We start from the raw sequence: 13846 nt of genomic DNA, 5'->3' as shown, positions 1-13846 counted from the left end.
ACTGTAGCCAGAAAAATCGAAAAGCCAGTTGACCGGTGAACGGGGGCCCGTAAATTAGGGTCTTACCCATTGATTTCGCAGTGTCCACTGCCTACATTTTCAGTCGCACGGGCCATGATGCATGCCTCCAGAAACGTCGCCACAGCTTCCCGTCCCGAACACGCTCGATGCGTGGCTCAAGCAATTGGACAGCATTGCATTGCCCGTCCCTCTGCCCAGCCACAATAAGGTCCGTAGCGCACTGAATGATAGCCGCCGCTCCCTGCGCGACATCGCCGACATGATGCAGGACAGCCCGGCACTGGTCCTGAGCGTGATGCGCGAAGCCAACCATCAAAGCACCGGTCTGACCGAACCTGCCGAAAGCCTCGAAGTGGCGATCACTCGTCTAGGCCTGGGGCGCACCGAAGTGCTGCTCAATCGCCTGCCCGCGCTGGAAAACGAGAAGATTCCGGCCACGTTCCGCCAGTTGCTACTGATCAGCCAGCACGCTACGCAGCAGGCCAACGGACTGTTCGCGGCTCGCCTTGCGCGGCTATGGCAGGATATCCATCTGGGAAGTCTGTTGTTTCTGGCACCACTGTGGCCAATGGCACTGGCGCACCCGAAATTGCTGGAAGAATGGGAACTGCGGGTTATCCACAAAGGTGAATCTTCCCGCTCAGTGGAGAAAGCGCTGTTTGGCGTCAGTCTGCTGGAGCTCTGTATGGAACTGGCGACCTTGTGGCGCCTGCCTTTATGGGTGACTCAAGGCTACAAGCTACTGATCAGCGAGCGACGCCAATTGGTCAAGGCTCTGCATGTGGCTCGGGCTAATGACGATCCATTGCAACAGCAACAGTTGATGGACGCAGATCCGAACCTGCGTCGCTGGTTCAATCAACCCGCCAATACCGTATTGCTAGGCAACGGCCTGGCGCTGGCCGCTCAACAGGCATGGGACAGCCCGCACTGCCTGCGCTGGGAGTTGCTGAGCAGCCTGTACTTGCAGCAATCCATGGACAGCGTGCAACAGCAGGCTCACCAGAATGCAGTCAGCAGTGCTCGCAACCACAATGACCCGAGTCTTTGGCACCCTGCCGAAGCGCTGATCTGGCCGTGGGCAACCCGCCGGATTCATAGCAAGCTGCAAGCAGCACCGCCGCCGTCGCCCGATGCCTTGCAGAGCTGGCGCAAGCTGTGCGCCGAATTGCTGGCCAACCCGAGCCCCTTCAGTAACGCCATGCACCTGACCACCACGGCGCGGGACGCTCTGGTGTCCTGCGGCATGGAGCGTGTGATGTTACTGATGGCAGACAAGACCGGCACCCAGCTGCGCGTCCATCAGATTGCAGGGCTGAGAGCTGAAGCGACGTCGCTGGCGCTCTCTATAAAGGAAAGCACCGTGCTGCAGCGTTTGCTGGCACAGCCGACCCAACTGCGCATGACACCCGCCAACATCGATCAATTCTCGGCACTGCTGCCGGGTAATCTTCGGGCTTTGTTCCCGGGCAAACACTGGCTGATCCGGTCGCTGAGCAGCAACAACAAGGTGTTGATGCTGGTGGTGGCAGATCAGGGCGGCGGGCAGTTTTCGGAAACCTCGGTGCAGGCTTTCGGTAAAACCTGCCAATGCATCGAGCGGGCGCTGACGAGCTTTAGTAGTCGCAAAGCCTGACAGCTGGGCTACAATTCGCCTCTTTTTTTGAATTGGAGGCTGCACATGTCCGTCTTCTCTGGCTTGCCGCTGGTTATCGAGCCAAGCGACCTGAAGGATCGCCTGGATGCTCCGGAACTGATCCTGGTGGATCTGACCAGCAGCGCCCGGTACGACGCCGGACACATACCCGGCGCGCGTTTCGTTGACCCGAAACGCACTCAGTTGGGCCAGCCTCCAGCACCAGGTTTGCTACCTGCCCATGCAGACCTGCAAGCGCTGTTCGGTGAACTGGGCCACAACGCCGATGCGGTGTATGTGGTCTACGACGACGAAGGCGGCGGCTGGGCCGGACGCTTTATTTGGTTACTGGATGTAATCGGCCACAGCCAATATCACTATGTCGACGGCGGCCTGCTGGCCTGGCAGGCCGATGGCTTGCCCTTGTCCACAGCGGTTCCACCTTCGGCAGGCGGACCGGTTGACCTGCAGTTGCATGACGAACCCACCGCCACACGCGAGTATCTGCTAAGTCGCCTGGGCGCTGCCGATCTAGCAATCTGGGACGCTCGTGGACCGCTTGAATATTCCGGCGAAAAAGTCGTCGCGGCCAAAGGTGGACACATTCCCGGCGCGATCAACTTCGAGTGGACCGCAGGCATGGATAAGGCGCGTGATCTGCGCATCCGAGAAGACATCGCGGAGATCCTCGACAGCCTGGGCATCACTGCGGACAAAGAAATCATTACTCACTGCCAGACACACCATCGGTCGGGCTTCACGTATCTGGTGGCCAAGGCGCTGGGTTACCCTCGGGTCAAAGGCTACGCCGGCTCCTGGGGCGAATGGGGCAACCACCCCGATACGCCAGTCGAACGCTGAAACCCTGTCCACTTCAAGTATTACATTCAGGAATTTTGATGAAAGAGCGTCTGTTTATCCTCAGCCAGTACCTGCTGCCGCATCACTTGCTGTCACGCCTGGCTGGCTGTGTTGCCGAGTGCCGCGTGCGCTGGTTCAAGAATGCCTTCACCGCATGGTTCGCCCGCCGCTATCAGGTCAACATGTCCGAAGCGCAAGTCGAGGACTTGAGCGCCTATGAGCACTTCAACGCCTTCTTCACCCGTGCTCTGAAACCCGGCGCACGTCCGCTCGATGAAACGCCCGGTGCAATCCTCAGCCCGGCAGATGGCGCGATCAGCCAACTGGGCCGCATCGAACAGGGCCGTATCTTCCAGGCCAAGGGCCACAGCTTCAGCGTGCTGGAATTGCTGGGCGGTGACCCGGCGTTGTCGGCGCCATTCATGGGTGGCGAATTCGCAACTGTTTACCTGTCGCCCAAGGACTACCATCGCGTGCACATGCCGCTGGCCGGTACCTTGCGTGAAATGGTGTATGTGCCTGGCCGGATTTTCTCGGTTAACCAGACCACCGCTGAAAACGTGCCTGAGCTGTTTGCCCGTAACGAGCGCGTCGTTTGCATCTTCGACACCGAGCGCGGACCGATGGCCTTGGTGCTGGTTGGCGCGATGATCGTCGCGTCCGTCGAAACGGTCTGGGCCGGATTGGTGACACCGCCAAAACGCGAACTGAGGACTTTCCGCTACGACGAAGCAGCACGTGCGCCGATCCATCTGGAGAAAGGTGCAGAAATGGGTCGCTTCAAGCTGGGCTCCACCGCCATCGTCCTGTTCGGCCCTGAGCAAGTGAAATGGGCCGAGCAGCTCACTGCGACTTCCCCCGTGCGCATGGGTCAGGCCCTGGCATTGCCCGCACAGGTTTGAAACAGTAAATAGTGGCACTATGTGCCACTATTTATCATCAGGTGGTTGTACCATGGCTGTTTTCGCTTGAGCCTGAGCCGATAGATTCGTCTGCGGTTGCTGCGACTATTGGCCGATGCTGCTAGAGTCCCAACACCGGCCCTGTCGGAAACCTGCATTTTTATTGATGTAGATTTCGGCACCCGTCGGGAACTGTTATCGCTGCATCGATTCAAAGCAGCCGCTTGGTCCCGAGCGGGCAGTTGGAGTTAGCCTTTCACATGAGTAATTTGAGCCTACCTGTGTTGTTGCGTGTTCCCGCGCCAACGCAGTCGAGCCTGACATTCTGTGAAGCGACGCCCAAGGATCTCAAGCGTTGGATCTCGACGCTGCCTAAAGCAAACCTGGGTGAAACAGCTCGTCAGCTCTATCAGGGCCTGACTGAACTCAATCTACTGCTGACGCCCAGTGAAAATCGCCTGCAACTGCTTGAACTGCTGCGTCCCGAAGTGCATTTCGTCTGCAAACATCTGGAACGCCACTTTCTCAATCAGGCCGTGGTGCTTGACGAACGTCCGCGCAAAGTCGCCAATCTTTGCCAGGCGCTTCAAAACCATCTGGCGGTCGGCTACAAACTGATTATCGAGCGAGTCAGCTCAAGACTCAGCAGAGACCGCATCCCGCTACTGACCACTGCACTGCAACGGGCGCTCCAGTGCCTGAACGGACCGCTGATTCGCGCCAATCAATTGTACTGTCCTGTGCAGGAAGGCCTGTGGCTCGAGCTGCACAAGATCTATCAGATTGCCTGCGAACATCAATTGCAGAATCTACCGGTGGCCGATGAACAGGCGATCCACTCCCGCTCGCTGACGGTAGAGCAGACTTACACCATTGCGCTGCTGATGGGCTGCTCGCGCTGCAACCAGATGCGTCAGCTCAACATCGGTCGGCTTGCTGATGTGCTGGATGCATGGAGCCCGTTTGTGCGGCTGCAGTCACCCACAGACGAAACCAGCCTGTATGCGCTTTCAGCAAGACAGGACAAACCGCCGCTCTACAAATCACTGTTTCCCGAAGACCAGCACCCTACCCTGCTGGGTCTTAACACCCAGACTTTAGCAGCGATGATCACCCGCTATCTGGAAACCCCTGTAGATCAACGGGCACAGTCACCGCTGTTGGTTCCACAAGGCTTTCCCCCTGACCTGCTGGAACATCTGGCTACTGCATGGGGCGATGTCGCAGAACGGACCTTTCAACGCACGCCCGGCCAGGGCACTCTGAGCCTGTGCATAGGCATGAGCGCACTGCATTTCTATCTGGGCGGCAAACGCTCTTTCAGTGACATGCTGCAAGTCCCGGCTACCAAAGCCGCCGAGTTCAGCCTGCAAGTCGTGGACGACAAAGCTGACGACCCTTGGGCCAGCGCTTTTGACACCCAGCGCGGCAACACCTCGGCGCTGATGCTGCCTTACGAAGAAATCCAGTATGAACAGCCTGACGCCGATGGCGTAGACGCGGCGTCCAACGCCCAGCAGACGTTCCCGACCTTTGACCTGAACATCGTCAACCACAGCCCAGGCGGCTACTGCCTTGCGTGGCCAAAAGAGGTGCCTCAGCAGTTGCAGGCCGGAGAGTTGGTCGGGATTCAGGATGATGCCGGTCAGGGCTGGAGTGTTGCTGTCGTGCGTTGGGTGCGCCAGGTGCGCAGCGGCGGCACACAAATGGGTATCGAGTTGATCGCGCCATTTGCCCAGCCTTGCGGCTTGCAGGTCGTCCGGCCTGAACTGAACAGCCCTTACATGCGCTCTTTGCTGCTGCCGGAAATTCGCGCGATTGAACAACCGGCCACGATACTGGCACCGCGCTTGCCCTTTAAAGAAGGCAATAACGTGATGATCAATATTGCCGGAGAAGAACACAGCGGCCTGCTGGGTCATCAACGCACCAGCAGCGGCAGCTACAACCAGTTCGAGTACGAGACCTTCGAACTGCCCGGCCAATCGGGCGGCGACACGCCAAAAGCGGAGCAGGAATTCGATTCGTTGTGGTCTTCGCTGTAACACTACGACGCTCTTCCGGCTAAAGCCGGTCCTATGGGACTGCGTCGGTTCTGTGGGAGTGAGGCTTGCCCGCGATACAAGCACCGCGGTCTATCTGATAAACCGCGGCGCCCTTATCGCGGGCAAGCCTCGCTCCCACAGGTTCCGCTGTGATCCCGCGATTTGCGCAGTGTCGTGGGAGCGAATTCATTCGCGAAGAGGCCGGTACATCCCATACATCTGCATGGTTTGAAATGCAGCCTTCGCGAATAATTCGCACAGGCTCAAGTAACCCCGTAGGACCGGCTTTAGCCGGGAGGACGTCGGTACATGCGCCGCATTTATTCGTTAGAAATACCGCCCTCCCGGCTAAAGCCGGTCCTACGGGATTGCAGGCCAACATAGAATCTCCTGCAGGTCCAAGTCCACGGTTTAGCCGCGCCCTTCTCGCTCCCTTACCCCCAACAGATAAAGCACGCCATCCAGACCCAGGGTCGAAATCGCCTGCTTGGCTGACTGCTTGACCAGCGGTTTGGCGCGAAACGCGACGCCCAGACCTGCGATGGCCAGCATTGGCAAGTCGTTGGCACCGTCACCCACTGCGATGGTCTGGTCAAGACTCAAACCTTCCTTCGCCGCCAGCTCACGCAACAAATCGGCCTTGCGCTGGGCATTGACGATAGGCTCGATGGCCACGCCTGTGCACTTGCCATCCACGACTTCCAGCTCGTTGGCAAAGACGTAGTCGATACCAAGTCTGGCCTGCAATTGCTTGGCAAAGTAAGTGAAGCCGCCGGACAGAATCGCCGTTTTGTAGCCCAGACGCTTGAGCTCGGCAAAAAGAACCTCGGTCCCTTCGGTCAAGCGCAGCGAAGCACCAATCTCATCCAGCACGCTGACGTCCAGACCTTTAAGCAAAGCCAGACGCTCTTTGAAGCTGGCACTGAAATCCAGTTCGCCACGCATGGCGCGCTCGGTGATTTCCGAAACCCGATCACCTACACCATGAGCCTTGGCCAGCTCATCGATAACCTCTGCTTCAATCAGGGTCGAGTCCATATCGAACACCGCCAGACGACGATTGCGGCGGTACAGCGAGTCCTGCTGGAAAGCGATGTCCACGTTCAGCTCTTGAGCAACCTGCAGGAACTCGGCCTGCAAGGCCTTGGTGTCAGCGGGCTCGCCACGCACGGAAAATTCGACGCATCCTTTGCCTTGATCAGTAGAAGCGTCCAGCGGCATGCGTTTGGACAAACGATCAATCTTGTCAATGTTCAGGCCGTGTTGCGCGGTGATGGCGCTGACACGTTGCAATTGCCCGGCAGTGATCTTACGGGTCAGCAGCGTCACGATGTGTCGCGGGCTGCCCTGGTCATCTACCCACTTCTGATAGTCCGCCTCGGACACAGGTGTAATGCGCACCTGTTGATCCAGCTTATGCGCCGCAGCCTGAATGTCCGCGAGGACCGAAGCCCCCTGCTCAGTACCAGGGATTTCGACAAGAATGCCGAACGACATGACGTCGTGAATCACCGCCTGGCCAATATCAAGGATGCTCACGCCACCGTTGGCAAGCACGCCGGTGATGGTCGCAGTGAGACCGGGACGGTCTTCACCGGTGATGTTAATCAGGACGATTTCGCGCAAGGGACACCCCAGCAGTGGAAAAAAACCGCATTCTAACCACTTTCAGTGACCATCGGGCGAAGGCAGCGCTTTGCCGCCACTGGGTCGGTCGTTATACTGCGCGGCAACTTCTTCGAAAGAGCCGTGCTCTGTGAACCGGCCTAAGCCTGTTAAAACCGATAATTTCTTCCTGCTGATCTTCCGTGCACTGCGTCATCGCCGTGTACCGATCGCATTGCGCATCGCTAGCCATAACGTGATTCTCGTCTCCCTGGCGCTGATGATCTACGCCGGTGTGATGGGCTTGCAGTTCAAGCAGGCCATGCATGAGCAGGCCGATGCGCTGGGGCAGGCACTCACCACGCAAACTGCGACCTCCGCCACGGAGCTGCTGGTGTCCAACGACATCCTCAGCCTTAACGTGCTGTTGGGTAATCTGGTGAAGAACCCGCTGGTGGCGCATGCCGCGATCTATAGCGTGGATAATCGTATTCTTGCGGAAGCCGGTCAGCGCCCGAAAAACGGTCTGCTGGGTGAGGCCGAAGGGCTTTACGAAATCAAGATTACCTTCCAGGACACAATGGCCGGGCATCTGCGCATCAGCCTGGACATGTCCCAATTCCAGCAGCCGATGACCATCAGCCTGCAAAGCATGGGCATCCTGGCAGGTATCCTGCTGGCGCTCGCCCTGGCGCTGAGCCTGCGTCTGGGCCGACACATTTCCACTCCGCTGCTGCAATTGCGAATCTGGCTGCGTGATATCGATCCGTACACCCCGGCCATCGAGCGTCAGGACGAAATCGGTGATCTGGCCCGCCAGTTGCGCACGTCCTTTGCACCGCCGATGCCGGAACCGGAGCCCGAACCAGAGCCGGAATACGCCGAGGACGAGTCGGATGACCACTATGCTGAAGATGAAGCCGTAGAGCCCGCCGCCAAAAGCCGCTCTGCCCGCGAGCCAGGTTTTGACGAGGCGCCCAAGCCACGCCTGCCTGCGCCGCCCGTACAGCACCGTCTGGTTGCCGAAGAAGATGAAGAAGACGAGGACGACCCGTTTGCCGACCTGCGCGACAGTTCCGACGCCGCGCCTCAGGTCAGTAGAGCTGTGGCTCCGAGTACGCCGCAACCCAGCGCCGTGCTGGCCGTACAGCTCGGTTCCCAGGATCAACTACGTCGTTTGCCCCGGGCTCGCCTGACGGAGCTGCTGCAACGCTATCGCGATTGTCTGGATCAGGCTTCTTCGCTGTACGAAGGCGAACTGCATACCCTGAACGATGGCAGCACACTGATGCTGTTCCACAGCCAGGAAAGCGGTGAGGATTACCTCACCAATGCTATCTGCTGCGGCGAGCTGTTGCGTGCGCTGAGCCATGCATTGCAAATCGAGGTCGCAGACAGCGGCATCACCCTGCAATTGCAATTGGGTCTGACGCTGGGCGAAGGCCTGGCAGGTCTGAGTCAGATCGACTTGCTGCTGACGGAAACCGCACAGGATGCCCTGGCCCTGTCGCAACACAGTCGCAACCTGTTGCTGGTAGAGCGCAAGATCAATGACGACGCACTGATCCGTCAGCGCGCCCGAATCCGCCCGATTGCGAGCCCTGAAGGCGCTTGCTGTGTAGAGCGCCTGATGGAGCCTTACCCATCGATGCTAGAGCGCCAGTTGGCGCGTATGCATGAGACGGCACGCAAGGTGTGATCTGAACCTTGCTAGCTCTGCCATAACGGTAGGAGCGAACTTGTTCGCGAGGGGCCATTCAGGAAAAGCATCATTGAATGACCCTCCTCCTCGCCAACAAGTTGGCTCCTACACAAACTGTGTGAAAACTACTGCGCTCGGCAATACTGCGTTAAAAACAGGCGAAAAATGCTCATTTAGAACACTAGAGTCGGACGCGACCCCGGCCGTTTTTCGCCTGTTTTTGCCTTGTCTTGCCGTCGCTCGCTACGTTTTCACACAGTCTGTACAGGAGCACAACCCTGATCACCACCCACAAAAAAGCCCGCATCGCTGCGGGCTTTTTGTTTGCGCCAATCCTAGAAGCGGAACACTTCAAGATCAGTACGTATTGGTGAAGCCATTGGAATCTTTGGTTTCTCAGGCTCTTTGGCGCGAGCTACCGGGGCTTTCTTGGGTTCTTCCAGAGGCTGCCAGGAAATCGGCTTGACCGCAGAACTCACCTGATCCGCCAGACGCTGAAGCAGCAGGCCTTGGGCACGCACCTGATCGGCAGACGTCCCGGCATGCAGTTCTTCCAGATGCACGATCCGGCTGTCACGAACATTGCCTTTGCGGTCCACCAGACGCCATTGGGCATCGAGAATCGCAGGCTGCTTCGCGCCCGAGTCCAGACGGCTGATGGACAATACCACTTGCACATCAGGCGTGAAGTTTGCCGCAGCAGGTGCCAGCACTACGCGCTGGCTGTCCAGCTTCCACGCCAATTGGCGCAGCAGCAGTTGGTCAATATCCGAAGACAGGCTACCTGCCCAACGACCGTCGGTCGAAGCGGTCAGGCTACCGTCAGGCTGACGCTGCAGCAGTGTTTCGCGCTGCAGGTAATCCGCCACTGAGACTGGCCCAAGTAAAACTGCCAGGCCCTTATTGTGCGTAGGTTGCCCCGGTGTGCCGCTGTCGAGCTGATAAAGCGAGGTCGGTTGGTTCACACTGCAACCAGCCAGACCCAAAACACCGGTCATCAACAAAACAAAGGGAAGGCGTAGAAGATTCATCGTCCCATCCAGGTGGCCGCCGTCAAGCAAGCCACAGTGTATAACTCAACAAAAGTCGTGCAGGCACTCAGCCACGCTTGCGCCTCAAGACGTCATATCATCCGTGAATATGCGTCATGACTCCAGCGATTATGCGTCGATCTTCATGGCAAAACGAAGACCGATAGCTCTAAACGAGGATTAAGAGGCGTTTTCCACCAAAAGCGCATCAACCCTCTGGAAGCCTCGCGGCAGCTTATTACCCCGACGTCCACGTTCCCCCTTGTAATGTTCCAGATCATCAGGCTTGAGTGACAGGTTACGTTTGCCTGCCTGCAAGACCAGTGTCGAACCTTGCGGTATGACGGCGACATCAGTCACATATTCTTCACGACTGGCCACTCGATCACCCGGAATCCCGATGATCTTGTTGCCCTTGCCTTTGCTCAATTGCGGAAGGTCACTGATCTTGAAGATCAGCAGACGTCCTTCAGTGGTCACAGCGGCGAGCCAGTTTTGCTCGCGATCAGCCACTGGACGCGGCTGCATCACCTTGGCCCCTTTCGGCAGGCTCAACAGCGCTTTACCTGCCTTGTTCTTGGCCTGCAGATCCTCGCCTTTGACCACGAAGCCGTAGCCTGCGTCCGACGCGATGACATAAAGCGCGTCATCTTCAGGCAGCAACACACATTCAAATGTCGCGCCCGGCGGTGGCTGAAGCTTGCCGGTCAACGGCTCGCCCTGTCCCCGCGCCGATGGCAAGGTGTGCGCCGCCAGCGAATAGCTGCGCCCGGTAGAGTCGATAAATACCGCGTATTGGTTGGAGCGGCCCATTGCAGCGGTCTGGAACCCGTCACCCGCCTTGTAGGAAAGCCCGGTCGCGTCGATATCGTGGCCTTTGGCAGAGCGTACCCAGCCTTTTTCCGACAGTACGACGGTCACTTTCTCATTCGGCAGCAGGTCATGCTCGGTCATGGCCTTGGCTTCGGCACGCTCCACGATAGGCGAGCGGCGGTCGTCGCCATAAGTTTCGGCATCTTTAAGCAGCTCGGTGCGGACCAGCTTCTTCAGCTTGGCTTCGCTGCCCAGCAGCGCCAATAATTTGGTTCGCTCTTTGTTCAGCTCATCCTGTTCATTGCGTAGCTTCATTTCTTCGAGACGCGCCAGCTGTCGCAGGCGGGTGTCCAGAATGTAGTCTGCCTGGATTTCGCTCAGCTCGAAGCGTTCGATCAGCTTCGCCTTCGGATGCTCCTCAGTACGGATGATATGGATCACTTCATCCAGATTGAGGTAAGCGATCAACAAACCGTCCAACAGGTGCAGGCGACGCTCCACCTTGTCCAGGCGGAATTGCAGGCGGCGACGCACCGTGCGGACACGGAACTCCAACCACTCCACCAGCAATGCACGCAGGTTTTTAAGTTGCGGTTTGCCATCCAGACCAATGATGTTGATGTTGACCCTGTAGCTGGACTCCAGATCGGTGCTGGCAAACAGGTGCTGCATCAGCGCTTCGTGATCGACCCGGCTGTTCACCGGAATGATCACGATGCGGCAAGGGTTTTCGTGGTCCGACTCATCACGCAGGTCCGCGACCTGCGGTGCTTTGGAAGGTTTGGCCTGCATCAGCCCGGCAATCTGCTCCAGCACCTTGGCGCCGGAAACCTGATGCGGCAGCGCCGTAACGATGATGTCGCCATCTTCCACGTGGTACACGGCGCGCATGCGCACCGAGCCCTTGCCGGTTTCGTACATTTTCAGCAGGTCGGCACGCGGCGTGATGATCTCTGCTTCAGTCGGGTAATCCGGGCCCTGAATGTGTTCAACCAGCTGTTCAACGGTGGCTTTCGGCTCATCAAGCAAACGAACACAGGCCGTCGCGACCTCACGCAGGTTATGCGGCGGCACGTCAGTGGCCATGCCCACGGCGATTCCGGTGGTGCCGTTAAGGAGAATGTTCGGCAAACGTGCCGGCAAAACCGCTGGTTCATCGAGAGTACCGTCGAAGTTCGGCACCCAGTCCGCAGTGCCCTGACCCAGTTCGCTGAGCAGTACTTCGGAGTAACGCGACAAGCGCGCTTCGGTGTAACGCATGGCAGCGAAGGATTTCGGATCATCCGGGGCACCCCAGTTGCCCTGCCCGTCTACCAGCGTATAGCGGTAGCTGAACGGCTGGGCCATGAGCACCATGGCTTCATAACAGGCCGAGTCGCCGTGGGGGTGAAACTTGCCGAGCACGTCGCCGACGGTACGCGCCGACTTCTTGTGCTTGGAATCAGCGTCCAGGCCTAGCTCGCTCATGGCGTAGACGATGCGCCGCTGCACGGGCTTGAGGCCGTCGCCGATATGCGGCAAGGCACGGTCCATGATCACGTACATGGAGTAGTTGAGGTAGGCCTGTTCGGTGAAGTCAGCCAGTGACCGGCGTTCTACACCATCCAGGCTGAGGTCAAGGGAGTCGCTCATGCGTGCCTCATTATTTCGTGGTCTGACGCAGCAGCATGGTGCCGCCGCGCTGAGTGAATTCGAGTTGTTTCATTGCGCTCATACCCAGCAGCACTTGTTCGCCGTCCAGACCGGGCACCACCAGGGCGCGTACGTTGTGCAGGACGATATCGCCCAGTTGCAGGCGCTCGATGGAAGTCCGAAAGCCTTCGCTGCGGCCATTGGCCGTGTTGACCCAGACCGGCGCACCGCGCTGCAACCGCAAGGTGTCGGCCACCTCGCCCGGAACCGCCACATCAGTGGCGCCGGTATCCAGCAAAAACTGCACGAGATGATCGTTGATCTTCCCGGTGCTGACAAAGTGCCCCTGGCGATTGCCCACCAATTGCACTTCGACGTAACCATCACCGTGCTGGGAGGTGACCACGGCGTTGGGATTTTCCTGTTTGTCTTCCCACTCACCAAAAAAGCGTGTCGCGAGAAACAGCCCCGCCGCCCAGGCAACGATCATCAGGACCTTTCCCGCCCGCTTGCCGGGAGGCTGCTGACTCACGGTTTAGCACTCCAGCCACCCGCAGGAGCCGCGAAACGCCACACAATCGGGCGTTCCTCGCCATCAGCGCGCTTGCCAAAATTGTTGTCGACACCAATCCAGGCACCCGTCTCGTCGACGACCAGTGCTTCAGTCAGGCCAAACGCCTGATCATAAAGTCGATTCGGCATCAGGGCTTCTTTGGCGAACGACCAGCACTGCTCGGTCTTGCCGGTTTCCAGATCGCGCCGACAGATGCGATAAGCCGAACGCTCCAAGGTAAACAGCTTGCCGTTGAACAGTGACAGATCCGCGAAATCACGGGATACCGATTTGCCACCCACTTGAGGCGGCAACACTTCTTTGCCGGGTTCAGTCCGCAAGACGCAACTGCCTTTGCAGCGCCAGGCATCCGACTCGCGGCTGACTACCAGTAAACCGCGCTGCTCGCGTTCGGCAGCCAGCCACAAGCGATCACCCTGGGGGCTGACAGCCAAGCCTTCGAAAATGGCGTTGAAGTGTTGCAACATGCCCTTGGCACGCGCCTGTGCGACCAACTCGCTCGGCAATTTCAACCAGCCCGGGTTTCCTTCCACGGGCACCTTGAGGACCTCGGCATGCGCTTCGCTGACGACATATTTATTGCCCGCCGCGTCGCAACTGATGCCTTCGAAATCCAGACTGCCACCGCGGACGAAGGACGACAGTTTGGCCAATGAACGCAGGTTGGCGGGTAAATCGCTCTCCGGCGCAGGCGGTACATCAATCTTTTCCGACTGGGCCTGCCAGACGGTTTTCGTCATATCCATGCGGTAGAGCAAGTCGTCATCGCGGTCCGAAATTGCCCATAACTGGCCGTTGCACATTGCCAGGCCTGACAGGTTACCCCCGACCATGCTGTCTACGGGATGCTCGGAGACGAGCGTCAGCTCTGGTAGAGGGGCTGCGAATGCCGGCGCGGCCAGCAGAGCTGCAAGCAGCCCGCCCCACACATATCTCCTGTCGGAGCGCGCTTGCCCGCGATCCGGCCGATCAGTCGCGACATGCATCGACTGACACACCTCCATCGCGGGCAAGCGCGCTCCTA

The 13846-nt window shown here is 58.5% G+C and carries 10 protein-coding genes; 5 read left to right on the top strand and 5 right to left on the bottom strand.

Going from position 1 to position 13846, the window contains the following annotated elements:
• The first annotated feature begins 121 nt into the window (after positions 1-121).
• The 4 genes from AO242_RS03885 to AO242_RS03870 all read left to right on the top strand — a co-directional run bounded on the left by AO242_RS03885 (position 122) and on the right by AO242_RS03870 (position 5465).
• A complete protein-coding gene (locus AO242_RS03885) occupies positions 122-1657 on the top strand; it encodes an HDOD domain-containing protein (RefSeq protein ID WP_099267762.1) in 1536 nt (511 codons plus the stop codon).
• A 45-nt stretch (positions 1658-1702) separates the two neighbouring features.
• Entirely contained in the window at positions 1703-2518 is an 816-nt protein-coding gene (gene rhdA / locus AO242_RS03880) for a thiosulfate sulfurtransferase (RefSeq protein WP_099267761.1), read from the top strand.
• A gap of 32 nt (positions 2519-2550) precedes the next feature.
• Positions 2551-3420, top strand: coding sequence for an archaetidylserine decarboxylase (asd, locus tag AO242_RS03875; RefSeq protein WP_161628563.1), 870 nt, complete (start codon positions 2551-2553; stop codon positions 3418-3420).
• Between the two features lie 260 nt (positions 3421-3680).
• On the top strand, positions 3681-5465 hold the full coding sequence (locus tag AO242_RS03870) for a molecular chaperone (protein WP_099267760.1): 1785 nt from the start codon (positions 3681-3683) through the stop codon (positions 5463-5465).
• Positions 5466-5876: 411 nt separating this feature from the next.
• On the opposite strand, the gene serB is transcribed toward AO242_RS03870, so the two are convergent.
• The gene (serB, locus tag AO242_RS03865) at positions 5877-7091 is read right to left on the bottom strand and encodes a phosphoserine phosphatase SerB (RefSeq protein WP_099267759.1); all 1215 of its coding nucleotides are present in this window, start codon (positions 7089-7091) and stop codon (positions 5877-5879) included.
• Positions 7092-7221: 130 nt separating this feature from the next.
• Between serB and AO242_RS03860 the strand changes: the two genes are divergently transcribed.
• Positions 7222-8769, top strand: coding sequence for an AhpA/YtjB family protein (locus AO242_RS03860; protein ID WP_099267758.1), 1548 nt, complete (start codon positions 7222-7224; stop codon positions 8767-8769).
• A 338-nt stretch (positions 8770-9107) separates the two neighbouring features.
• Here the strand turns inward: AO242_RS03860 and AO242_RS03855 are convergent, their stop codons facing one another.
• The 4 genes from AO242_RS03855 to AO242_RS03840 form a co-directional block, all read right to left on the bottom strand.
• Complete coding sequence (locus tag AO242_RS03855; protein ID WP_099267757.1) at positions 9108-9803, bottom strand: PqiC family protein; 696 nt, start codon at positions 9801-9803, stop codon at positions 9108-9110.
• Positions 9804-9983: 180 nt separating this feature from the next.
• Positions 9984-12248 carry a DNA topoisomerase IV subunit A gene (gene parC / locus AO242_RS03850; RefSeq protein WP_099267756.1) on the bottom strand — a complete coding sequence of 755 codons (2265 nt, stop codon included), beginning with the start codon at positions 12246-12248 and terminating at the stop codon, positions 9984-9986.
• A 10-nt stretch (positions 12249-12258) separates the two neighbouring features.
• On the bottom strand, positions 12259-12738 hold the full coding sequence (locus AO242_RS03845; protein ID WP_264760247.1) for a retropepsin-like aspartic protease family protein: 480 nt from the start codon (positions 12736-12738) through the stop codon (positions 12259-12261).
• Positions 12739-12776: 38 nt separating this feature from the next.
• On the bottom strand, positions 12777-13835 hold the full coding sequence (locus tag AO242_RS03840; protein WP_257153368.1) for an esterase-like activity of phytase family protein: 1059 nt from the start codon (positions 13833-13835) through the stop codon (positions 12777-12779).
• Between the last annotated feature and the right edge of the window lie 11 nt (positions 13836-13846).

The sequence above is a fragment of the Pseudomonas sp. ICMP 561 genome, from assembly GCF_002699985.1.
GTDB lineage: Bacteria > Pseudomonadota > Gammaproteobacteria > Pseudomonadales > Pseudomonadaceae > Aquipseudomonas > Aquipseudomonas quasicaspiana.
The sequence above is the reverse complement of the archived record's forward strand: the minus strand, read 5'-3'. Positions and strand labels throughout refer to the sequence as shown.